This is a genomic window from Pseudomonas sp. YeP6b (genome assembly GCF_025642995.1).
In the GTDB taxonomy this organism is placed as follows: Bacteria; Pseudomonadota; Gammaproteobacteria; order Pseudomonadales; family Pseudomonadaceae; genus Aquipseudomonas.
In genome coordinates this window covers 4,395,103-4,417,856 of record NZ_CP080090.1, presented here as the reverse complement: position 1 = coordinate 4,417,856, position 22,754 = coordinate 4,395,103, and the positions used below count along the sequence as shown (strand labels likewise).

22 protein-coding genes are annotated in these 22,754 nt (G+C 60.7%); 9 read left to right on the top strand and 13 right to left on the bottom strand.

Going from position 1 to position 22,754, the window contains the following annotated elements; all coding sequences use genetic code 11:
* Positions 1–36 precede the first annotated feature (36 nt).
* The 7 genes from KZH41_RS19795 to ctlX form a co-directional block, all read right to left on the bottom strand.
* Complete coding sequence (locus KZH41_RS19795; RefSeq protein WP_029296543.1) at positions 37–534, bottom strand: Lrp/AsnC family transcriptional regulator; 498 nt, start codon at positions 532–534, stop codon at positions 37–39.
* Positions 535–538: 4 nt separating this feature from the next.
* Positions 539–1,378 carry an ABC transporter ATP-binding protein gene (locus KZH41_RS19790; protein WP_256589264.1) on the bottom strand — a complete coding sequence of 280 codons (840 nt, stop codon included), beginning with the start codon at positions 1,376–1,378 and terminating at the stop codon, positions 539–541.
* Between the two features lie 3 nt (positions 1,379–1,381).
* Positions 1,382–2,095, bottom strand: coding sequence for an ABC transporter permease (locus KZH41_RS19785; RefSeq protein ID WP_094951334.1), 714 nt, complete (start codon positions 2,093–2,095; stop codon positions 1,382–1,384).
* Positions 2,092–2,793 carry an ABC transporter permease gene (locus KZH41_RS19780; RefSeq protein ID WP_094951335.1) on the bottom strand — a complete coding sequence of 234 codons (702 nt, stop codon included), beginning with the start codon at positions 2,791–2,793 and terminating at the stop codon, positions 2,092–2,094. The genes KZH41_RS19785 and KZH41_RS19780 overlap by 4 nt, the downstream gene beginning before the upstream one ends.
* 124 nt (positions 2,794–2,917) lie before the next feature.
* Positions 2,918–3,697 (bottom strand): ABC transporter substrate-binding protein, encoded by a 780-nt coding sequence (locus KZH41_RS19775; RefSeq protein WP_263273553.1) that lies wholly within the window; start codon positions 3,695–3,697, stop codon positions 2,918–2,920.
* Between the two features lie 351 nt (positions 3,698–4,048).
* Positions 4,049–5,095, bottom strand: coding sequence for an ornithine cyclodeaminase (locus KZH41_RS19770; RefSeq protein ID WP_094951337.1), 1,047 nt, complete (start codon positions 5,093–5,095; stop codon positions 4,049–4,051).
* Positions 5,096–5,106: 11 nt separating this feature from the next.
* Positions 5,107–6,033, bottom strand: coding sequence for a citrulline utilization hydrolase CtlX (ctlX, locus tag KZH41_RS19765; RefSeq protein WP_263273552.1), 927 nt, complete (start codon positions 6,031–6,033; stop codon positions 5,107–5,109).
* Positions 6,034–6,318: 285 nt separating this feature from the next.
* On the opposite strand from ctlX, the gene KZH41_RS19760 reads away from it, so the two are divergent.
* A complete protein-coding gene (locus KZH41_RS19760) occupies positions 6,319–7,212 on the top strand; it encodes a GNAT family acetyltransferase (RefSeq protein ID WP_094951339.1) in 894 nt (297 codons plus the stop codon).
* 136 nt (positions 7,213–7,348) lie between these two features.
* Here KZH41_RS19760 and KZH41_RS19755 read toward each other — a convergent pair whose 3' ends face one another.
* The 5 genes from KZH41_RS19755 to KZH41_RS19735 all read right to left on the bottom strand — a co-directional run bounded on the left by KZH41_RS19755 (position 7,349) and on the right by KZH41_RS19735 (position 13,537).
* Positions 7,349–8,368, bottom strand: coding sequence for a branched-chain amino acid aminotransferase (locus KZH41_RS19755; RefSeq protein ID WP_263273551.1), 1,020 nt, complete (start codon positions 8,366–8,368; stop codon positions 7,349–7,351).
* Between the two features lie 224 nt (positions 8,369–8,592).
* On the bottom strand, positions 8,593–9,972 hold the full coding sequence (gene lpdA, locus KZH41_RS19750; protein WP_263273550.1) for a dihydrolipoyl dehydrogenase: 1,380 nt from the start codon (positions 9,970–9,972) through the stop codon (positions 8,593–8,595).
* A 3-nt stretch (positions 9,973–9,975) separates the two neighbouring features.
* On the bottom strand, positions 9,976–11,241 hold the full coding sequence (locus KZH41_RS19745; protein WP_242150844.1) for a dihydrolipoamide acetyltransferase family protein: 1,266 nt from the start codon (positions 11,239–11,241) through the stop codon (positions 9,976–9,978).
* Positions 11,242–12,300 (bottom strand): alpha-ketoacid dehydrogenase subunit beta, encoded by a 1,059-nt coding sequence (locus tag KZH41_RS19740; RefSeq protein WP_263273549.1) that lies wholly within the window; start codon positions 12,298–12,300, stop codon positions 11,242–11,244. It abuts the gene before it with no gap.
* Position 12,301: 1 nt separating this feature from the next.
* Positions 12,302–13,537, bottom strand: a complete 1,236-nt coding sequence (locus tag KZH41_RS19735) for a 3-methyl-2-oxobutanoate dehydrogenase (2-methylpropanoyl-transferring) subunit alpha (protein ID WP_094951343.1) — start codon at positions 13,535–13,537, stop codon at positions 12,302–12,304.
* A 194-nt stretch (positions 13,538–13,731) separates the two neighbouring features.
* Here KZH41_RS19735 and KZH41_RS19730 point away from each other — a divergent pair, with 194 nt between their 5' ends.
* The 4 genes from KZH41_RS19730 to KZH41_RS19715 all read left to right on the top strand — a co-directional run bounded on the left by KZH41_RS19730 (position 13,732) and on the right by KZH41_RS19715 (position 17,651).
* The gene (locus KZH41_RS19730; RefSeq protein ID WP_083357856.1) at positions 13,732–14,214 is read left to right on the top strand and encodes an Lrp/AsnC family transcriptional regulator; all 483 of its coding nucleotides are present in this window, start codon (positions 13,732–13,734) and stop codon (positions 14,212–14,214) included.
* Positions 14,215–14,361: 147 nt separating this feature from the next.
* The gene (locus KZH41_RS19725) at positions 14,362–14,598 is read left to right on the top strand and encodes a hypothetical protein (protein WP_263273548.1); all 237 of its coding nucleotides are present in this window, start codon (positions 14,362–14,364) and stop codon (positions 14,596–14,598) included.
* A 178-nt stretch (positions 14,599–14,776) separates the two neighbouring features.
* On the top strand, positions 14,777–16,402 hold the full coding sequence (locus KZH41_RS19720; RefSeq protein ID WP_263273547.1) for a methyl-accepting chemotaxis protein: 1,626 nt from the start codon (positions 14,777–14,779) through the stop codon (positions 16,400–16,402).
* 25 nt (positions 16,403–16,427) lie between these two features.
* On the top strand, positions 16,428–17,651 hold the full coding sequence (locus KZH41_RS19715) for an HD-GYP domain-containing protein (RefSeq protein WP_263273546.1): 1,224 nt from the start codon (positions 16,428–16,430) through the stop codon (positions 17,649–17,651).
* Here KZH41_RS19715 and KZH41_RS19710 read toward each other — a convergent pair.
* Entirely contained in the window at positions 17,648–18,511 is an 864-nt protein-coding gene (locus tag KZH41_RS19710; RefSeq protein ID WP_242150833.1) for an MBL fold metallo-hydrolase, read from the bottom strand. The genes KZH41_RS19715 and KZH41_RS19710 overlap by 4 nt on opposite strands.
* A 95-nt stretch (positions 18,512–18,606) precedes the next feature.
* Between KZH41_RS19710 and KZH41_RS19705 the strand changes: the two genes are divergently transcribed.
* The 4 genes from KZH41_RS19705 to KZH41_RS19690 all read left to right on the top strand — a co-directional run bounded on the left by KZH41_RS19705 (position 18,607) and on the right by KZH41_RS19690 (position 22,636).
* Positions 18,607–18,942: an ArsR/SmtB family transcription factor gene (locus KZH41_RS19705; protein WP_017136253.1), complete on the top strand. Its 336-nt coding sequence runs from the start codon at positions 18,607–18,609 to the stop codon at positions 18,940–18,942.
* A 48-nt stretch (positions 18,943–18,990) separates the two neighbouring features.
* A complete protein-coding gene (locus tag KZH41_RS19700) occupies positions 18,991–20,235 on the top strand; it encodes an FAD/NAD(P)-binding oxidoreductase (protein WP_094951347.1) in 1,245 nt (414 codons plus the stop codon).
* Complete coding sequence (locus KZH41_RS19695) at positions 20,236–21,042, top strand: sulfite exporter TauE/SafE family protein (protein ID WP_263273545.1); 807 nt, start codon at positions 20,236–20,238, stop codon at positions 21,040–21,042.
* A gap of 115 nt (positions 21,043–21,157) precedes the next feature.
* The gene (locus KZH41_RS19690) at positions 21,158–22,636 is read left to right on the top strand and encodes a DASS family sodium-coupled anion symporter (protein ID WP_242150823.1); all 1,479 of its coding nucleotides are present in this window, start codon (positions 21,158–21,160) and stop codon (positions 22,634–22,636) included.
* Positions 22,637–22,754: the final 118 nt, after the last annotated feature.

The following is a 22,754-nucleotide window of genomic DNA, read 5'->3' as shown; positions in this document are numbered from 1 at the left end:
CTCTGCGTTGGAGCGATCTATAGCGATGGACGGTGTTCAGGCCAGCTCAGTCGCGGTGTTTTTGACCACCGCCAACTCCGGATGCGCCACCAACTTATCAATGTGCAACTCGTCATTATTCAACCACGTCTCCGTCAGCACCCGGTAATGCTCCATATCGCGGCAGCGCATGCGCAGGCTGTAGTCGAACGGCCCGCTGATCAGTTGGCATTCGAACACCTGCGGGCAAGCTTTGACGCACGCCTCGAAAGCCTTCTGCGCCGAGCGCCCGCTCTGATTGGACAAGGCCACCAGCACCAGCAGCGACAGCCCCGGCGAGACCATCTGCACATCGATGATCGCCCCGTAACCGCGAATCACGCCGCGTCGTTCCAATTTGCGCACCCGTTCCAGGCAGGGCCTGGGCGTCAAATGCACCAGCGACGAGAGTTTTTCGTAGGTGATACGCCCTTGGTGCCGCAACACGTCGATGATGGCCTCATCGATGCGGTCCAGCGCAGGGGAAGAGTGGGGTCCGTTGGCCTTGGTATCCATGAGTTCACTTCAAACGATTGGAAAGAAATTGCTGCAAGCGCTCGCTGCTGGGGTGGTCGAGAATCTCGGCGCCGCCTTGCTCCTCGACACGGCCCTGGTGCAAGAACAGCACTTGGCTGGACACCTGGCGGGCAAAGCCCATTTCGTGGGTGACCATCAGCATGGTACGACCTTCCTCGGCCAACGTCTGTATGACTTTGAGGACTTCTCCTACAAGCTCAGGGTCCAGCGCTGACGTTGGTTCGTCGAACAGAATGATTTCCGGCTCCATCGCCAGCGCCCGTGCGATGGCCACGCGCTGTTGCTGGCCGCCGGAGAGAAACGCCGGGTATTGGTCTGCCACACGGCCCGGTAAGCCGACTTTGTCCAGGTACATGCGCGCGCGTTTTTCTGCCTCGGCCGCGCTGACATTCAGCACGCGGCGCGGGGCCATGGTGATGTTTTCCAGCACGGTCATGTGGCTCCATAGGTTGAAGTGCTGGAACACCATGGCCAGGCGCGTGCGCAGGTTCTGCAATTGCGCCTGCTGCGGCGCGCGGGTGCCGGCGCGGCCTGGCTGCATTTCGATGCTGATGCCGTCGAGAGTAATCACCCCGGCGTCTGGCTGTTCGAGAAAGTTGATGCAGCGCAGCATCGTGCTTTTGCCCGAGCCGCTGGCGCCGATCAGGCTGATCACATCGCCCTGGCGCGCATTGAGGGACACGCCCTTGAGCACTTCGTGGTCGCCGTAGCGTTTGTGAATGCCTTCGACCTGGAGCTTGATCGCGGCCGTGTGGGCGAAGGTTTGTGCAGAAGGCGCTACATCAACAGGATAAGTAGCCAGAGCCTGCGCGGACTGATTCATGGGTTAGCCTCGGGTAGGAACAAGAAAACGCATCCAGCGACGTTCGGCCAGTCGAAACAGGCCCACCAGTGCAAAGGACAGCAGCATGTAGAGCAGGGCGGCGATACCGAACGCCTGGAACGTCAGGAACGTCTCGGCGTTGGCGTCGCGGGCCACCTTGAGGATGTCGGCGACGGTAGCGGTGAATGCCAGGGAAGTGGCGTGCAGCATCAGGATCATTTCATTGCTGTAGGCCGGCAACGCTCGGCGCAACGCGGCGGGCACCACCACAAACAGGTTCAGCCGCCAGCCGTGTAGACCGTAGGCGCGCGCCGCCTCGATTTCGCCATGGGGAATATTGCGGATCGCCCCGGCGAAGATTTCCACGGTGTAGGCACAGGTGTTCAGCACAAACGCCAGCAGCGTGCAGTTCAGCGCATTGCGGAAAAACTGGTTGAGCAGGGCGTTGTCCTGCACCACTTCCAGGCTGTACAGCCCGGTGTAGCAAATCAGCAATTGGATATACAGCGGCGTGCCACGAAACAGGTAGGTGTAGACCTCCACCGGCCAGCGCAGCCAGAAGTGCTCCGACACGCGGGCCAGCGCCAGTGGGATCGACAGGGCAAAGCCTGCGACCACCGAGATGATAAACAGCCATAAGGTCATGGCCACACCGGACAACCCCGCGCCATCGCTGAACAGGTAGGCCAGGCCGTATTGCTGGAACAGTTCGATCATCGTGCCATCCCCTTGATGCCGAGGTTATAGCGCCGCTCGAGGCGCTTGAAGATGCGGTTGGAGAGGGTGGTGATCACCAGGTACACCAGGCCGGCAAGGATCAGGAAATACAACGGTTCGTTGGTGCTCTTGCCGGCGTTTTGCGCGGCTTTAACCAGGTCCGACAGGCCGATGATCGACACCAGTGCGGTGGACTTGAGCAGCACCAGCCAGTTATTGCCCAGGCCCGGCAGGGCAAAGCGCATCAGTTGTGGGAACAGCACCAGGTGAAACCGCTGCCAACGGCTCAAGCCGTAGGCGGTCGCGGCTTCCAGTTGGCCGACCGGCACGCTGAGGATCGCGCCACGGAAGTTCTCGGTGAAATACGCGCCGTAGATAAAGCCCAGGGTGATCACCCCGGCGGTAAACGGGTCGATTTCAAAGTAGTCCCAGCCGAACACTTCGCTCAGGTCGTTGAGCCACAGTTGCAGGCTGTAGAAAATTAGCAGGATCAGTACCAGGTCCGGCACGCTGCGGATCAGTGTGGTGTAGAGCGTGGCCGGCACGCGCAGCCAGTTGACGCTGGAGAGCTTGGCGCCGGCGGCGATCAGGCCCAGGGTGAGGCTTAGGGCCAGCGCCAGGAACGCCAGCTTGACCGTCATCCAGGCACCCTGGGCGAGCATCGGGCCGTAGCCTTGCAGGTTGAGGAGTTCGTTCATGGGGGGTATCTCTAAAGGACGCAGATATTCCCCTGTGGGAGCGGGCTTGCTCGCGAAGGCGGTTTATCAGGCACACATTCAGCGACTGACACTGCGCATTCGCGAGCAAGCCCGCTCCCACAGGTTACTCGTTGTAGATATCTTGATCGCCGAAGTACTTCTTCTGGATCTGCGCATAAGTGCCATCGGCCTGGACGGCGGCGATGCCTTTGTTGATCAGCGCGCGTAGCTCAGCGTCGTTCTTGCGCAAGCCCATGGCGATGTCCAGGGGCAGGGTCGGGTCCTTGAAGGCCGGGCCGGTCTTGAAGTCGGCGCCTTCAGGCTTGGACAGGAAGTTGAGCTGCGCTTCGAGCTTGTCGGTGAGGGTGGCATCGAGGCGGCCGTTCTGCAGGTCGGCGTAGTTCTGCTCCTGGGACTGGTACGCCTTGATCTGGGCGCCGAGCTTGGCCAGGTGCGCCCGCGCGTAGGCTTCTTGCAGCGAACCTTGCAGCACGCCGACTTGCTTGCCTTTCAGGGCTTCGGGGGTGTCGCCGAAGTCGGCGCTTTTACGGGTGATCACCGAGGTGGGGCTGAGGAACAGCCGGTCGGTGAAGTCGATGACTTTTTCGCGCGCCGGCGTCACGGCCATGGAGGACATGATCGCGTCGAACTTGCGCGCGCGCAGGGCTGGGATCATGCCGTCGAATTCGTTGTGCACCCAGGTGCATTTGACGTCGAGCTTGGCGCAGATGGCGTTGCCCAACTCGATATCAAAACCTTGCAGGCTGCCGTCGGCGGCTACGGATTCGAAGGGAGGGTACTCGGGGAATACGCCGAAGCGGATTTCTTTCCAGTCTTGGGCGTGGGCGGCGCTGGCGCACAGTGGCAACAGCAACGCAGCGAAGAGTGATCGCAGTGGAGTCATGGGGCGTCCCTATATTTTGTAATTGATGTCAGGGCAGTTATTGGATAAAGCAACGTTCTTTCGGTGTGGCTTTTGTTGTTGTGAAGGCGTTTTTCTGTGGCGAGGGGGCAAGCCCGCTCGCCACAACACGCCCGCCTGGCACAACAGGTGTGTTCAGCGCAGTGAGTCTGCTGGGCACAGAGAATGCTTCATGGTGGTGCGTTTTTTGTGTCGTTTACCCCGTGCATAAAGCGCGAATTGCGCTGTTAAAAAGCGCAATGCAGCGGAATCGGCTGCGACATGCGCTGAATCGGCTTTTCAAGGTGTAAGTTGTGGCCCGCCCTGGGCGCAAAGCGGCAGGCCAGAGCGGTCTCAGGCGCGCTTTTTCTGCTGTGCGCGCGGTTGTTGCGCCAGGCGTGCGAACAGGTCTTTCGGGTCGGCCAGGTCCGGCACCAGCTCAAGCGTGCTGCCGATATCCAGTGCCTTGGCCACGTCGAGCACGTAACGCAGCGCCGAGTAGTCTTCGATGGCAAAACCCACCGAGTCGAACAGGGTGATCTGGCGCGCGTTTTCGCGGCCGGGTTGCTGGCCGTTGATGACTTGCCACAGCTCGGTCACCGGCGAATCTACCGGCATGTGCTGGATCTCACCTTCGATGCGGCTTTGCGGTTCGTACTCGACGATCACCCGGGCGCGTTCGACGATACGTCGGTCCAGCTCGGTCTTGCCCGGGCAGTCACCGCCCACGGCGTTGAGGTGCATGCCGGGTTCGATCATTTCATCCGTCAGAATGGTCGCGTAGGCCTTGTCCGCCGTCACGGTGGTGACGATATCCGCACCTTTCACCGCTTCGGCCACGCTGCCGGCCAGGAACACCTTGATCGCCGGGAACGCCTTGAGGTTGGCCGCCAGCTTGGCGGTAGCCTTGGCGTCGATGTCGAACAGGCGAATCTCGTTGATGCCGAGCATGGCGTGGAAAGCCAGGGCCTGGAATTCACTCTGCGAGCCGTTGCCGATCAGCGCCATGCTGCGGCTGTTGTCGCGCGCCAGGTAGCGGGCGACCAAGGCTGAAGTGGCTGCGGTGCGGATCGCGGTGGTCAGGGTCATTTCCGCCAGCAGCACCGGCTTGCCGGTGTCCACATCGCCCAGGGCACCGAAGGCCATCACGGTGAGCATGCCAGCCAGGGTGTTTTTCGGGTGGCCGTTCACGTATTTGAAGGCGTACAGCGAGGCGTCGGACACCGGCATCAGCTCGATCACGCCGTCCGGCGAGTGGTTGGCCAGGCGCGCGCATTTTTCGAAGTCCTGCCAGCGCAGGTAGTCGGCGCGGATGTACTCGGCCATTTCCGTGATGCAGGTTTGCAGGCCTTTTTGCGAGACCAGGTAGCAGAGGTCGTTGACGTCGATATAGCGGGTCATGGCAAGACTCCTTATTGAAATGAGGGGCGGGCGGGCAGGTGCACTTCCGCCAGCATGCAGCGGGCACTGCCGCCGCCGATGCGTTCGATGTTGTCGATGTTCACCACCACCGGCTGTGTGTGGCGTTCCACATGCTGGCGCTGGGCTGGTTGCAGGGCCCCCCAGGCGCTGGCGGACATGACCAAAAGCGGCTGGCCGTCGCGGTCATGGACTTCGAGCATGTTGCCGGCGAAGGCTTCCAACTGGTCGAAGTCGAGGGCGAGGATGTCTTTGCCGGTATCGCGCAGGGAGCGTTCCAGGCCCAGGCGTTCGTCGGCGTCAGGCAGGGCTTGCAGGCACACCACCGAGAGGTCACGGCCGACGCTCATCATCACGTTACTGTGGTAGATCGGCGCGTGATGGCGGTCGACGGCGTGGAGCACGCAGAGTTGGTAGTCGAGGCGGTCGGCGAACTGGCGCAGGGCGTCCTGGTGGGTGCGCCCGGAGTGGCAGGCGTAGCTGATGCGGTGTTGGCGGTCGAGCACCATGCTGCCGGTGCCTTCGAGGAAGATGTTCTGTTGTTCGAGGTGGCTGAGGTCGATGGTGTCTTTGATCGCAAAGCGCTGCTCCAGTACGTGCAGCACACCTTTGTTGCGCTCCAATCGTCGGTTCTGGCCTTCCATCGGGTACAGCACCAGGCTGCCGTCGGCATGGCTGCTCCACCAGTTATTGGGGAAGATCGAGTCGGGCGTGTGAGGCGCCGGGGTGTCCTGCACCACCAACACTTCCACGCCGTGTTGGCGCAGGGTGTCGACATAGCGGTCGAATTCTTCCAGCGCTTTGTGCTGTGCGCTTAGTGGGTCCAGGGGCGGGCGTTGGAAGCGGTTGTTGATCGCGGTGTCCGGGTTGAAAGCAAAGCGCGCCGGGCGAATCATCAGGACGGTGTTTGTTGTTTGCATGGGTGCACGGGTCCATGGGGGCTGAGCTGTGGGGGTATTTTGTGCGTTGTGATGGGGGAATCCCGGCTGAAACAGCGGGGCGGCTCAGCCGGGAAAGCTGAAAAGTGGGGTGGGGCAGCCGAATCGGCTGTCAGGGTTGGAATGAGGTCAACTGTGGGAGCTGACTTGCCTGCGATAGCGGTGTATCAGTGCCATATTCTTGGCTGGCACACCGTCATCGCAGGCAAGCCAGCTCCCACATTGGTATTGTTGGGGCTGTTATAGCGCTGTCCGTCAGGAGGAATCATGTCTACCGCCGTTCGTCTCGCCCAGGCAGCCGATGCCGAGGGGATCAGCCAGGTCATCCTGGCGGCCTTGCACAGCAGTAATGCGCGGGATTACCCGGCGGATGTGATTGCGCGGGTGGCGAGCAACTTTACCCCGGACGCCGTGCAGGCCTTGCTCCAGCGGCGGGTGGTGCTGGTGGCGACTCAGGGTCAGGTGATCGTCGCCACTGCCGCGCTTGATGGCAATGTGGTGCGCTCGGTGTTTGTGAACCCGGCGCTGCAAGGGCAGGGCATTGGGCGGCTGCTGATGATTGAGATCGAACTGCGTGCCCGGGAAGCCGGGGTGACGGTGTTGAGTGTGCCGTCTTCGCTGACCGCCGAGCCGTTTTATACAAAGATGGGCTTCCACACGGTGCGCGATGTCTATCACGGTAACGAGCGCACGCTGGTGATGGAGAAGGCGCTGTTATCCCGCCACCCCATCGGGCCGTATCGTGATCGTCAGCACCGTGCGCAAGTGGTGGCCCTGTGGCAGGAGGCGTTTGGGTACGACACCGCGCACAACCTGCCGACGTTGGCGATTGATAAGAAGCTGGCGGTTAACGATGGGTTGTTTTTCGTAGCGACGGATAAAAAAGCCGTGATCGGCACCCTTCTCGCAGGCTACGACGGGCATCGTGGTTGGCTGTATTCGGTGGCGGTGCACGCTGACTATCGGCGTCACGGCCTGGGCTCCTCGCTGGTGCGGTATGCCGAGCAGGCGTTGACGGCGTTGGGGTGCATGAAGATCAATTTGCAGATTACTGGCGGCAATGATGGGGTGGCGGGGTTCTATGAGGCGTTGGGATATGGAGTGGAGCCGAGGATTAGTATGGGTAAGAAGATAGCCGTGAACATCCCCAAGGATGTGTGAGAACACCGAAATCAACTGTGGGAGCTGGCTTGTCTGCGATGGCGGTGCATCAGTCAACTTATTGAGTCACTGATAGACCGCCATCGCAGGCAAGCCAGCTCCCACATGGGTTTTGTGGTGTTGCTGGCGTTTGGGCTTAGACCTTGACGATCCAGCCTGCTGGCGCTTCGACGTCACCGGTTTGCACGCCGGTCAGCTCTTTGTAGAGCTTCTGGGTGATCGGGCCGACTTCAGTTTCGCTGTGGAACACGTGCAGTTTGCCGTTGTACTGGATGCCGCCGATGGGCGAGATCACAGCGGCCGTGCCGCAGGCTCCGGCTTCCTTGAAGTGATCCAGTTTGTCGATGAACACTTCGCCTTCGACCACTTTCAGGCCCAGGCGGGACTGGGCCAGTTCGATCAGCGACAGGCGGGTGATGCCTGGCAGCACCGAAGGCGACTTCGGCGTGATGAACTGGTTGTCGTGGGTGATCCCGAAGAAGTTGGCCGAGCCGACTTCTTCGATTTTCGAATGGGTCATCGGGTCCAGATAGATCGCATCGGCGAAACCGGATTTTTTCGCTTCGGCACCCGGCATCAGGCTGGCGGCGTAGTTACCACCCACTTTGGCGGCGCCGGTGCCTTGTGGCGCGGCGCGGTCGAAAGTGGAGATCTGGAAGTTATGCGGCACCAGCCCGCCTTTGAAGTAGGCGCCGACCGGGATGGCGAAGACCGAGAAGATGAACTCCGGCGCGGTACGCACGCCGATGTTGTCACCGGTGCCGATCACGAACGGGCGCAGGTACAGCGCGCCGCCGCTGCCGTACGGCGGGATGAACCGCTCGTTGGCCTTGACCACTTGTTTGCAGGCTTCGATGAAGTCTTCGGTGGGCACGTGCGGCATCAGCAGGCGTGCACAGCTGCGCTGCATGCGGGCGGCGTTCTGGTCCGGGCGGAACAGGTTAATTGAACCGTCCTTGCAGCGGTAGGCCTTGAGGCCTTCAAAGCATTGCTGGCCATAGTGCAGGGCCGTGGAGCCCTCGCTGATGTGCAGCACATTATCGTCGGTCAGGGTGCCGGCTTGCCATTCGCCGTTTTTCCAGACTTGGAGAAACCGCTTGTCGGTCTTGATGTAGTCAAAACCCAGATTGTCCCAATTGATGCTTTCGTTACCCATGACACCCTCTATCTCTGGTCAACCGCCTGGTCGAAGGCAGGCTTGTCGGTTTTTTTCTGGATGGGCGCAACAATACTGCATTATTGGCCGGTGTGGGAGCAGGTGGGTGGGCCGTTCAGTCTGTGTGTTGGCTGATCCACCGCTATCGCAGGCAAGCCAGCTCCCACATTTGGAATGCATTCCCGTGTGGGAGCTGGCTTGCCTGAGATGGCCTCACTGTAGGTTTACAGGTGCAGCGCGTGGCCCAGGGCCCTTAAGGCCGCCTCTTGTACAGCTTCGCCGAGCGTTGGGTGGGCGTGGATGGTGCCGGCCACGTCTTCCAGGCGCGAGCCCATTTCCAGGCTCAGGCCAAAGGCCGTGGACAGTTCGGACACGCCAACACCTACCGCTTGCCAGCCGACGATCAGGTGGTTATCACGGCGAGCGACCACACGCACGAAGCCAGTTTTCGACTCCAGCGTCATCGCCCGGCCGTTGGCCGCGAACGGGAAACTCGACACGATGCAGTCCAGGCCCGCCGCCTTGGCTTCATCCGGGGTCTTGCCGACCACCACCAGTTCCGGATCGGTAAAGCACACGGCTGGAATGGACGCCGGGTTGAATTCGCGGGTTTTACCGCTGATCAGTTCGGCGACCATCTCGCCCTGGGCCATGGCCCGGTGCGCCAACATCGGCTCGCCACTCAGGTCGCCAATCGCCCAAACATTGCGCATGCTGGTCTGGCAACGGCTGTCGATCTTGATCGCCGCGCCGTTCATGTCCAGGTTCAGCGCTTCGAGGTTCCAGCCTTGAGTGTTGGGTTTGCGACCGACGGCCACCAGCACTTGATCAGTTTCCAGCGACAAGGTGTCGCCATTCGGATCGCGCACTTGCAGGCTGTTGTTCTCGAAACCGGTCACGCTGTGCTTGAGGTACAGCTTGATCCCCAAGTGCTTGATGGATTCAGCCACCGGCAGCGTCAGTTCGCCGTCGTAAGCCGGTAGGATGCGCTCCTGCGCCTCGACCACACTGACCTCAGCGCCGAGCTTGCGGTAGGCAATGCCCAGCTCCAGGCCAATATAGCCGCCGCCCACCACAACCAGGCGTTTGGGCACGCGGGTGGGGGCCAGCGCTTCGGTGGAGGAGATGATCGGCCCGCCAATCGGCAGCATCGGCAGGTTGACGCTTTTCGAACCGGTAGCCAGCAGCAGGTGTTCGCAATGGATACGCTGGTCGCCGACATCAATGGTCTTGCCATCGACAACCTTGGCCCAACCGTGAATCACCTGCACTTTGTGTTTTTTCAACAGTGCGGCAACGCCGCTGGTCAGGCGGTCGACGATGCCGTCTTTCCATTCCACGCTTTTGCGGATGTCCAGGGTCGGCACGTCCACTTCGATGCCCAACTGCGAACCCTGGCTGTGGCGCACGGTTTGCTGGAACTGCTCGGCCACATGGATCAGGGCTTTCGAGGGGATGCAGCCGATATTCAGGCAGGTGCCGCCCAAGGCCTGGCCTTCCACCAGAATGGTCGGGATGCCCAACTGACCGGCGCGAATCGCCGCCACATAACCGCCAGGGCCGCCGCCGATAATCAGCAACGTGGTGTGTAGTGTCTGAGACATGCCTTACTCCAAAAACAGGCTGGCGGGTTGTTCGAGCAGGCCGCGAATGGCCTGGATGAATTGCGCCGCGTCCATGCCATCGACCACGCGGTGATCGAAGGAGCTGGAGAGGTTCATCATCTTGCGGATTACGATCTGGCCCTTGATCACCATCGGCCGCTCAACAATGCGGTTGACGCCGACGATGGCCACTTCCGGCAGGTTCAGCACGGGTGTGCTGACGATGCCGCCCAACGCGCCCAGGCTGGTCAACGTAATGGTCGACCCCGACAGCTCATCGCGGCTGGCCTTGCCATTGCGCGCGGCGCTGGCCAAACGGGTGATTTCCTCAGCATTGCCCCACAGGCTGCGGGCTTCGGCATGGCGCACCACCGGCACCATCAGGCCCACGTCGCTCTGGGTGGCGACCCCCACATGCACCGCGCCGAGGCGGGTAATGACCTGGGCTTCGTCGTCATAGCGCGCGTTGATCTGCGGGAAGTCCCGCAGCGCCACGACCATGGCGCGCACGATAAACGGCAGCAATGTCAGCTTGCCGCGTGCAGCGCCGTGTTTCTCATTGAGGTGCACGCGCAGCTCGTCGAGGGCAGTGACGTCGATTTCTTCCACATAGCTGAAATGCGCGGCGCGCCGGGTCGCGTCCTGCATGCGCTGGGCGATCTTGCGGCGCATGCCGATCACCGGGATCTGTTCTTCGTCGTTGCGTTCGGCGTAGGGGTTGGCAGCGGTTTTAGTTTGCGCCGGACTCTGGAGCAAGAAAGCCTCCAAATCTTCGTGCAGAATCCGGCCCGCAGGACCAGAGCCCTGCACCAGGCGTAACTGAATGCCAGCATCCAGCGCGTGTTTCCGCACGGCAGGCGAGGCCAATGGGCGTTCGTCGGCTTCACGGGCCACGGGTGCTTGAGCCGCCACCACTGGCGCGGGCTTGCTTGGCGCTGGCGCAGGCTTGGCTTCAGCAACCAGAGCGGGTGCAGGCGCAGCTTTTGCCGGTGCAGCCACCGCCGGTACATCTTTGGCGTTACCCGCACCTTCCACTTCAATGCTGATCAAAATACTGCCCACGGCCATGACTTCACCTGGCTCGCCGCCGAGGGAAATCACCTTGCCGTGCACCGGCGAGGGAATGTCCACCATCGCCTTGTCGGTCATCACATCCGCCAGCACTTGGTCTTCAACCACCAGGTCGCCAACCTTTACATGCCATACAGACAGTTCAACTTCTGCGATGCCTTCGCCAATGTCCGGCATCTTGATAATGTGCGTGCCCATTCAGACCTCCATGACCCGTTTCAACGCCGCGCCCACGCGGGACGGCCCTGGGAAATACGCCCACTCTTGCGCGTGCGGGTAGGGGGTGTCCCAACCGGTGACGCGTTCGATCGGCGCTTCCAGGTGGTGGAAGCAATGCTCTTGCACCAGCGCCACCAGCTCGGCGCCAAAGCCGCAGGTGCGGGTGGCTTCATGCACCACCACGCAACGGCCGGTCTTTTTCACCGAATTGACGATGGTTTCCAGGTCCAGCGGCCACAGGCTGCGCAGGTCAATAACTTCGGCGTCGATGCCGGTTTCTTCGGCGGCAACTTGCGACACATACACGGTGGTGCCGTAGGTCAGCACGGTGACGGCCGAGCCCGGGCGCACGATGGCGGCCACGTCCAGCGGCACGGTGTAGTAACCGTCCGGTACTTGCGCTTGCGGGTGCTTCGACCACGGGGTTACCGGGCGGTCGTGATGGCCGTCGAACGGGCCGTTGTACAGGCGCTTAGGCTCTAGGAAAATCACCGGGTCATCGTTTTCGATCGAGGCGATCAGCAGGCCCTTGGCGTCATACGGGTTGGACGGCATCACCGTGCGCAGGCCGCAGACCTGGGTGAACACTGCTTCGATACTCTGGCTGTGGGTCTGGCCGCCATAGATACCGCCACCGCAGGGCATGCGCATGGTCAGCGGCGCAGTGAACTGCCCGGCCGAGCGATAACGCAAGCGCGCCGCTTCCGAGATGATCTGGTCGGTAGCGGGGTAGACGTAGTCGGCGAACTGGATTTCCGCCACCGGGCGCAGGCCGTAGGCACCCATGCCCACCGCGACGCCGACGATGCCGCTTTCCGAGATCGGCGCATCAAACACCCGCGAGCTGCCGTATTTGTTCTGCAAACCTTCGGTGCAACGGAACACACCGCCGAAGTAACCGACGTCCTGGCCGAACACCACCACGTTATCGTCACGCTCAAGCATCACATCCATGGCCGAGCGCAGGGCCTGGATCATGGTCATGGTGGTGGTGGTCATGGCGGTTTCCAGTTCAATACTGTTGTTGTGATCGTTCATGTCAGATCCCCAACTCTTGACGCTGGCGCTTCAAGTGCTCCGGCATCTCTTTATAGACGTCCTCGAACATGGTCGCGGCGCTTGGAATCTGGCCGCCGGCAAGGGTGCCGTACTGTTCGGCTTCTTTTTGCGCCGCAATGACTTCGGCTTCAAGTTCGGCACTGACCGCCACGTGTTCCTCTTCGGACCACTGGCCAATCTTGATCAGGTGCTGCTTGAGGCGGGTAATCGGGTCACCCAACGGGAAGTGGCTCCAGTCATCGGCGGGGCGGTATTTGGACGGGTCATCGGAGGTGGAGTGCGGGCCGGCGCGGTAGGTGACCCACTCGATCAGCGTTGGCCCCAGGTTGCGGCGCGCACGCTCAGCAGCCCAGGCGGAGGCGGCGTACACCGCGATAAAGTCGTTGCCGTCCACACGCAGCGAGGCGATGCCGCAACCCACGCCTCGTCCGGCGAAGGTGGTGGCTTCACCACCGGCAATCGCCTGGAAGGTGGAGATCGCCCACTGGTTGTTGACCACGTTGAGAATCACCGGCGCGCGGTACACGTGGGCGAAGGTGAGGGCGGTGTGGAAGTCGGATTCGGCGGTAGCGCCGTCGCCGATCCAGGCCGAGGCGATTTTGGTATCGCCCTTGATCGCCGAGGCCATGCCCCAGCCCACGCCTTGTACGAATTGGGTGGCGAGGTTGCCGGAAATGGTGAAGAAGCCGGCGTCTTTGACCGAGTACATGATCGGCAGTTGGCGACCCTTGAGCGGGTCGCGCTCGTTGGACAGCAGTTGGCAGATCAGGTCCACCAGCGGCACTTCGCGGGCCATCAGGATGCTTTGCTGGCGGTAGGTGGGGAAGCACATGTCGTCGATGTTCAAGGCCAGGGCCTGGGCGCTGCCGATGGCTTCTTCGCCAAGGCTTTGCATGTAGAACGACATTTTTTTCTGACGCTGGGCGACGACCATGCGGTTGTCGAATATCCGCGTCTTGAGCATGGCGCGCATGCCTTTACGCAGAATCTCGACGGGAACGCCCTCGGCCCACGGGCCAAGGGCCTGGCCCTGGTCGTCGAGCACGCGAATCAGGCCCTTGGCCAGGTCGGCGGTGTCGGCAGGTTCTACGTCGATGGCGGGTTTGCGCACCAGGCCGGCGTCAGTGAGGCGCAGGTAGGTAAAGTCGGTCTTGCAGCCTGGGCGGCCCGAGGGTTCGGGAACGTGCAGGCGCAGTGGTTCGTACTGCTGAGTCATGGCTTCTACGCTCGATCTTGTGAATTTCTTGTAGTGGGCGCGCTAGCTGACAGTCAGTCTCCGGGTAAGAGAAATCTTGTCCTACAAACATCATAGGCGTGGCGTAGAAGAATATTTATCTCTGTTTCATTGCGCTCGCGATCATTTGAGGATAAAAAAACTGCATAACCATAATAAACAGGTGATTTTGTCTCATGCGCAAACTGGACCGTACCGACATCGGCATTCTTAACGCCCTGCAGGAGAACGCCCGCATCACCAACGCCGACCTGGCCCGCTCGGTCAACCTATCGCCCACGCCGTGTTTCAACCGGGTCAAGGCGATGGAGGAATTGGGCCTGATTCGCGACCAAGTCACGCTGCTTGACGCCGACTTACTCGGGCTGCACGTCAACGTGTTCATCCATGTGAGCCTGGAGAAGCAGAACGAACTGGCGTTGCAGCAGTTTGAAGGCGCGATCTCGGACCGGCCCGAAGTGATGGAGTGCTACCTGATGGCCGGCGACCCGGATTACCTGATCCGCGTGCTGGTGCCGACGATTCAGTCGCTGGAGCGCTTCATGATGGACTTTTTGACCAAGGTGCCGGGCGTGGCCAATATTCGCTCCAGCTTTGCGCTCAAGCAAGTGCGCTACAAGACGGCGCTACCATTGCCGCCAGGTGGCTTGATGGTCTGAGCGGCAGTAGCCAGCGGCGCCGCCAGGCGCCGCCGTGGCCCCTCTTGCCGTGCCCATTTTTAATTGACCGTAGTCAATATAAGTTGGTGTTTGTCCGAGTACTCCCCTGCGCCTGCTAAGCTCTGTTTTTAAAGGGCGGGACACGTCATGGACAATCAGCAATTAATATGCCGCGCGCTCTACGACTTTAATCTAACTCAGCTTTCCATTGTCGCAGCGCTGGAAGACATGGCTGCGCTCATTGAAAATATAAGTTGCGTTTCGCCGCCAATCAGCGCCTCTTTAAAACGTCATCTGGAAACGGTCGGGCGAAACTGTGATCGGTCCTGTAATGCGATGTATTCGCTGCTCAACGAAGAAGCCAACGTCGAATTACCCAGCTGAAAACGCGCTTGGGTTGGGCGAGTTTAGTTTGTTAGCTAATTAACGGAAGTGTAAGAATTATTCTCATCCGAATAATAAAATTCTACGTGGACAGTCACATATTTTTCACACATGCTATCCCCACGATAGTAGCCATAGGCCATTTAACTAATTGAGCCCGGGCAAGAGGTGAATAGAGATGTCCATGAGATCCTTGAAGTTAAACTTTCGTGCTGCCCTTTGTTTTGGCGTGGTGTGCATTCTGCTATTAATTCAGGGGGGCATGACGCTGGTAAAAATCGATACTGTTTATGCATCGACGGTTGAAATTGAAACCAACTGGCTGCCGAGTATTCGTCTGGCCGGGAAAATCGACTCGGCGCTGTATAAGCTGCGCCTGGAGCTGCGCAATTTTGCGATGGACGCCGCCCGGCAGAACCCAGGTTCACTGGAAAAAATACGAAGCCTGCGAGCAGACCTGATCAAGGTCGCTGAGAGCTATGCGCCCATGGTGTCGAGTCCCGAGGAGCAGGCCAAATATGACCAAGCCCTCAGTAGTATTCGAAGTTACGACCAGAAGGTCGACGCATTTCTTGGGTTCTCTTCTACGGCGTCCACTGAGCAGCTCGCGGTCTTCATGCGCGACACCCTGAGCCCCATTGCCTCAAAGGCGCAAGACTCGATCAACGAGCTGATCCAGTTGAATGAACGCGGGTCGCAGCAAGCGGTGCAGGTGGCCGCCAGCGAGCACAACGCGACGCGCCTGTTTACCTGGGCGCTGATGGCTGTTTCAGTGCTGCTGACGGTTGTAGTCGCCGGTCTGTTTGCCCGCAGTATTATTACCCCGGTACGTGAACTGCTGGTGTCGACCTCAAAGATCGCCGAAGGGGATCTACGCGTGGCCATTACCGTAGACGGCCAGGATGAGCTGACGGCGCTGCAGCAATCCACAGCTGCCATGCAGGTGAACCTCAAGAACACCCTGCAGCAAATCAGCGATGCATCCGGGCAATTGGCGTCGGCTGCCGAAGAGATGAGTTCGATTACCCGTGAGTCCAGTGCCGGCATTGAGCGCCAGAGCCACGAAACCGACCAGGCTGCCACGGCGGTTAATCAGATGACCGCCGCAGTGGAGGAGGTGGCCCGCAATGCCGTCTCGGCCTCCCACTCGACTCAGGACTCCCAGCGCTCGGCGAAAATCGGCCAGGAGCGTGTTACCCAGACCATTGCCTCGATCGAAAAACTCAGCGCCACGGTGCAGCAGACCGGTGTGGAAGTTGAAGGCCTGGCCAAGCAGGCGCAGGACATTGCACGGGTGGTGGAAGTGATCCGCTCGATTGCCGAACAGACCAACCTGTTGGCGCTGAACGCTGCCATAGAGGCGGCTCGGGCCGGTGAGCAAGGGCGCGGCTTTGCGGTGGTGGCCGATGAAGTGCGGGCACTGGCCCACAGGACTCAGACCTCGACCCAGGAAATCGAGCAGATGATTGCGAAGATACAAACCTGTTCCAGCGAGGCCGTAGCGTCCATGAGCATGAACCGCAATGAAGCGGTGGACTCACTGAAAATCGCCCACGAAGCCGGCCATGCCATCATTCAGATTACCGAGGCCATTGCCGATATCAATGAAAGGAACCTGCTGATCGCGACGGCTTCCGAGGAACAGGCCCACGTGGCCCGCTCGGTGGATCAGAACCTGATCAGTATTCGCGACCTGTCGATCCAGAGTTCGTCAGCCGCCGGACAGACCTCCATCGCCAGCCACGAGCTGTCGAAACTGGCGATAGACCTCAAGCAGATCGTGGCCCGTTTTTCGATAGCCTGAACCTGCACACAGTGAGGCATGGCCTATGTTGAAACGCATTCTTGTGTCGCAAGTGATCCTGGGCATGTACATCCATAAACTTGAGGGCGCCTGGATCAAGCATGGCTTTTGGAAAAGCCGTTTTCTCCTCAAACAAATCGAGGACCTGCAGCGTCTGCGGGACTCGCCGGTTCAAGGCGTATGGATTGATACACTCAAAGGCTGCGACGTAGCGCCGAGCGCTACGGTCGCGGTGACACCAGCGCCCACGGCGGGCAAGCCCCGCGAGGTACTGACCCGCCACGAGATGAAGGCGGAAGTGGCTCGCGCGGTAAAGTTGTGTGGGGTTGCCAAGCGCGCGGTGATCACCATGTTCGGCGAGTTGCGCATGGGCAAGGCGGTCGACCCCACCGAAGTCACTCAACTGGTGGACGATATTTCCCAATCACTGCTGCGTCATCCTCACGCCTTCATCAGCCTGGCACGCCTGAAGACCGCCGATGAATACACCTACATGCACTCGGTGGCCGTGTGTGGGTTGATGATTGCAATGGCGCGCCAGCTGCAATTGGAGCCCGCCCTGATCCAGGAGGCAGGGCTGGCAGGGCTGTTCCACGATGTCGGCAAGATGGCGGTTCCCGAAGCGATCCTGAGTAAGCCCGGCACGTTGACAGCGCTTGAGTTTGCCTCGGTGCGTCTGCATCCGGTACAGGGCGCAGACATGCTTCGCCAGTGCCCGCACATCAGCGCACTGGTGCTCGATGTGTGCTTGCATCACCATGAAAAATGCGATGGCAGCGGCTACCCCCACGGCCTGGTTCAGGACCAGATCAGCCTGTTTGCGCAAATGGGCGCAGTGTGTGACGTGTACGATGCGATCACCTCGGAGCGCCCCTACAAACATGGCTGGGGGCCTGACGAGGCGATACAGAAAATGGCGGAATGGAAAGGCCATTTTGATGCCCGGGTGTTCCAGGCGTTTGTCCGGTGCGTGGGCATTTATCCGGTCGGCGCCCTGGTTCGACTGGAGAGTGGCCGTATCGGCGTGGTCATCGAACAAAACCCTGGCGCATTGCTGACGCCGATCGTGAAAGTGTTCTTTTCCACGCGTTCCCGCTTGCCGATTACCCAGGTGGTGGTCAACCTGGCCAAACAGCCCGACAAGATCGTCGGCCGAGAAACTGCTGAAGCGTGGGGCTTCAAGCACCTCGACGAATTGTGGTCAGGGCTTGCGCGCGTCAAAGGGTCCTATTTCGATCAGCCGACTTAAAGTTGATTGAGCGGAATTTTCAGGTAGACCACGCCATTTTCCTCCGCCGGCGGCATATTCCCGGCCCGCACGTTCACCTGGATCGCCGGCAACAGCAGCGTCGGCATCCCCAGCCCGGCATCACGCGTGGTGCGCATTTCAACAAACGCAGCCTCATCCACACCGTCATGCACATGGATATTCCCCGCGCGCTGTTCCGCCACGGTGGTCAGGCACTTGGCCTCACGGCCTTGCGGCGGATAGTCATGGCAGACATACAGCCGGGTTTCATCCGGGAAGGCCAGCAACTTGCGCATCGACGCATATAACTGCCGCGCATCCCCGCCAGGAAAGTCGCAACGCGCAGTGCCCACATCGGGCATGAACAGCGTGTCGCCCACCAGGATCAACCGGTCGTCGATCAAGTAAGCCATGTCCGCCGGCGTATGCCCGGGTACATGCAGCGCCTGGGCCTTCACGTTGCCGATGTGAAAGATCTCATCCGGCGCAAACAAATGGTCGAACTGCGAGCCATCGACGCGAAATTCGGGCTCCAGGTTGAACAGATTCTTGAATACCCCTTGCACCTTGCTGATCGACTGACCAATGGCAATCTTGCCGCCCAAGGTGCGCCGCAGGTACGGCGCGGCAGACAGGTGATCAGCATGCGCATGGGTTTCCAGCAGCCATTGCACCTGCAAGCCGTGCTCACGCACAAAGGCTGTGACCTTGTCCGCCTGGGCCGTATGGGTGCGCCCGGAGGCTGGGTCGTAATTGAGCACCGAGTCGACGATAGCGCAGGGGCCGCCGTCAGTTTCATAGATGACATAGGTGAAGGTCGACGATGCCTCGTCCAGAAAATCTTGAATCAACGCTGGCATGGCGGCTGTCCCTCGGTGGTGAAAAAAATGGTTACAATCAATTTACGTTTACACATAATGTTTTGAGCTTAAGTGACAGAAAGGACCCGAAGCAAATGGAATCTACTCTGAGTGAAGGCGAAGTCGCCCAACTGCGCGCCTCGGCGTCCAAGGCCTGCTCCTTGCTCAAGGCATTGGCCAATGAGGACCGTTTGTTGATCCTGTGTCAGTTGACCCAGGGTGAGCGCAACGTTGGTGAATTGGAAACCATGACCGGCGTAAGACAGCCTACGCTGTCACAACAGTTGGGCATTTTGCGCGACGAAGGGTTGGTCGCTACCCGTAGGGAAGGCAAATACATTTTCTACGGGCTGGCCAGCCATGAAGTGATTCAAGTAATGAAGACCCTCTCCGGGCTGTACTGCGGTGCGGTCATCAAAAGCTGGGCGTGACGCCATCCGGCAGCGACCCTTGTGTGCATGTATAAAAAGGCGATTGACATGAACGACCAACACTGTGGCCCCACCATCAGTGGCGACATCGTAGTCATTGGCGGCGGTTCGGCAGGCATCGGCCTGCTGGCCAGCCTGCTCAAGCGTGATCCGCACCTGAACATCACCCTGATCGAGCCGAGTGAATACCACTGCTACCAGCCGGCCTGGACCCTGGTCGGCGGCGGCGCCTACGACGTCAAAAAGACCCGGCGCCCATTGGCCGACGTACTGCCCAATGGCGTCACCTGGGTACAGGCCGCCGTCACCGAACTGCTGCCCGACGAGCAAACCCTGGTGCTCGACAACGGCCAGCGCGTCACCTGGAACAACCTGATCGTGTGCCCCGGCCTGCGCCTGGCCTGGGAGAAAGTCGAAGGCCTGCAAGCCACCCTCGGCCAGCACGGCGTTACCTCCAACTACAGCTACGAGCACGCCGCCTACACCTGGCAGCTGGTGCAGCAACTCAAGAGCGGCAAGGCGATCTTTACCCAGCCTGCCATGCCGATCAAATGTGCGGGTGCGCCGCAAAAAGCCATGTACTTGTCCTGCGATCACTGGCTCAAGCAAGGCAATCTGAAAAACATCGATGTCGAGTTCGATCTTGCCGGCGCCGCACTGTTTGGCGTGGCGACCTTTGTGCCGCCATTGATGAAATACGTCGAGAAGTACAACGCGCGCCTGGCGTTCAACTCCAACCTGATCAGGGTAGATGGCCCGGCACGCAAGGCTTGGTTCGAGGTGAAGGACGCAGCGGGCAATGTCAGCGTTGAAGAGAAGTCCTTCGACCTGCTGCACGTGGTGCCGCCGCAAGTCTCCCCGGACTTTATCCGCCAAAGCCCGCTGGCCGACGCCGCCGGCTGGTGCGAGGTCAACCCCCACAGCCTGCAACACCTGCGCTACCCGCATATCTTCGGCCTGGGTGACGTGTGCGGCACCACTAACGCCAAGACCGCCGCCGCCGTGCGCAAGCAGATTGTGGTGGTGGCCGAAAACCTATTGGCCCTGCGCAAACAGGCGCCGCTGCCGCTCAAGTACGACGGCTACGGTTCCTGCCCGCTGACAGTGGAGAAGGGCAAGGTGGTGCTGGCCGAGTTCGGCTATGGCGGCAAACTGCTGCCGACCTTCCCGCTGGACCCGACCCAGGCGCGCCGTTCGATGTGGTTCCTCAAGGCCACGTTGCTGCCGTGGTTCTACTGGAACGGCATGCTTAAGGGCCGTGAGTGGCTGACCCGCCTGAGCAAGGTGGATTAAATGCTGCTGGCAAGTCTGTTGGGCGTATTGATGGGCCTGGTCATGGGCCTCACCGGCGCGGGCGGTGGCATCCTCGGGGTGCCGGCGCTGGTGTTGGGCTTGGGCTTGACCATGACCCAGGCGGCGCCGGTGTCGCTGCTCGCCGTGGGCGCGGCGGCAGCGGTGGGTGCAATCGACGGGTTGCGCCATGGCCTGGTGCGTTATCGCGCCGCGTTGCTGATCGCCTTGCTCGGCGCGCTGTTCTCGCCATTGGGGGTGTTCCTTGCCCACCAACTGTCGGAGCCCGTGTTGATGGGCCTGTTCAGCGCGCTGATGGTGCTGGTGGCCTGGCGCATGTTGCAGCGCGAAAAGGTCGAGGCCGGGCCGAGTGACCATGGCGCCGCGTCCTGGGGCCAGAAGAACTGCATGCTCGATCAGCAGACCGGGCGCTTTGCCTGGACCGCCAAGTGCAGTGCTACGTTGGCCGCGCTGGGTGCGGTGACCGGCGCGGTGTCGGGTTTGCTCGGCGTGGGCGGTGGTTTTCTGATCGTGCCCGCATTCAAGCAGCTGACCGATGTGCAGATGCGGGGGATCGTCGCCACCTCGTTGATGGTGATCAGCCTGATCTCGCTCATTGGCGTGGCGGGTGCGATGCATGCCGGTGTGAGTATTGAGCCTGTAGGCTGGGTGTTTATCGCTGCGAGCATTGTCGGCATGTTGGTTGGGCGGCGCCTGTGTTCGGTGATCAAGGCGCGAACCTTGCAGGTTGGGTTTGCCAGCCTGTGTGTGGTGGTGGCCGTCGGCATGTTGGTCAAGGCGTTGCTCTGAAACAAGGTCTGAAACAAGGCGGTATGCATGGCCAGGGGACTTGATACCCGTCAACACCGCCTGCGGCATTTTGCGTCATGCTCCGCGCCTGATTTGAAGGCTGACGGAGAGCCCCATGAGCGCGCCCGCAACAACCGCTGCATCATTTAAGTTACCCCTGGGCCTGGTGGTCGCCGTGCTGGTGATGGTCGGTGTGCTGCTGTTGCCGCTGCCGGCTGACTTGCCCGTAGCCGGGCATCGAATGCTCGCGATCCTCGCGTTTGCGGTGGTGGTGTGGATCACCGAGGCGGTGTCCTATGAAGCCAGCGCGATCATGATCACCTCGCTGATGGCGTTTCTGCTGGGCACCGCGCCTTCACTGCAAGACCCGGCGCACCTGATCGGCTCCAGCCCGGCGATCAGCATGGCCTTGACCGGGTTTGCCAACCCGGCGCTGGCCTTGGTGGCGGGCGCGTTGTTCATTGCAGCGGCCATGACCCACACGGGCCTGGACCGACGTATCGCCCTGGTCACCTTGACGCGGGTCGGTACCAGCACGCGCGGCATTTTGCTGGGGGCGATTGCGGTCACCATTCTGTTGAGCCTGGTGGTGCCCAGCGCTACGGCGCGCAGTGCCTGTGTGGTGCCGATCATGATGGGCGTGGTAGCGGCGTTTGGTGTCGACAAACGCTCGAATATCGCCGCCGGGTTGATGATCGTGGTGGCTCAGGGCACCAGCATCTGGAACGTCGGCATCCAGACCGCCGCGGCGCAGAACCTGCTGACCGTCGGTTTCATGGACAAGATGCTCGGTGAGCGGGTGTCCTGGATCGACTGGCTGATCGCAGGTGCACCCTGGGCGCTGATCATGTCGGCAGTGTTGCTGGTGCTGGTGCTCAAACTGCTGCCGCCGGAAAGCGACAGCATCCCCGGCGGCAAGGAGGCGGTGGCCCAGTCATTGGTGGACATTGGCCCCATGACCGGCCCACAGAAGCGCTTGCTGGCGGTGTCCGTGTTGCTGTTATTGGCCTGGGCCACCGAAGGCCGTCTGCACAATTTTGATACCACCTCGACGACGTACGCCGGGCTGGTGGTGCTGCTGCTGCCGGGTATCGGCGTGATGACGTGGAAGGATGTGCAGTCGCGCATCCCGTGGGGCACGGTGATTGTGTTCGGCGTCGGCATCAGCCTCGGTACGGCGCTGCTGACCACCCAGGCCGGGCAGTGGCTGGGCTCGCAGGTGGTCGCACACACAGGCTTGGACCAGGTCGGGCCGCTGGGGGTATTTGCGATCCTGGGCGCGTTCCTGATCGTGATCCACTTGGGCTTTGCCAGCGCCACCGCGTTGACCTCGGCGCTGTTGCCGATCCTGATCGCGGTGTTGCAGACCTTGCCGGGGGAGTTCAACCGTTTGGGCATGACCATGCTGCTCGGGTTTGTGATGAGCTACGGGTTCATCCTGCCGATCAATGCGCCGCAAAATATGGTGTGCCTGGGCACGGGGACATTTACGGCGCGCCAGTTTGCCAAGGTCGGGATTTTGGTGACGCTGATCGGCTATGCGCTGATGCTGGTGTTCGCGGCGACTTACTGGAGCTGGCTCGGCTGGATCTGACCTGTAATGTGCTACGCAAAACAAAGGTGATCTCAAGCGGAAGGGGCGGTGCCCGCTTGAGACATGGCAAGATGAACGTCTCTCAGGTTTACTAGTCCCTGAGTAACGGCTTCACCGA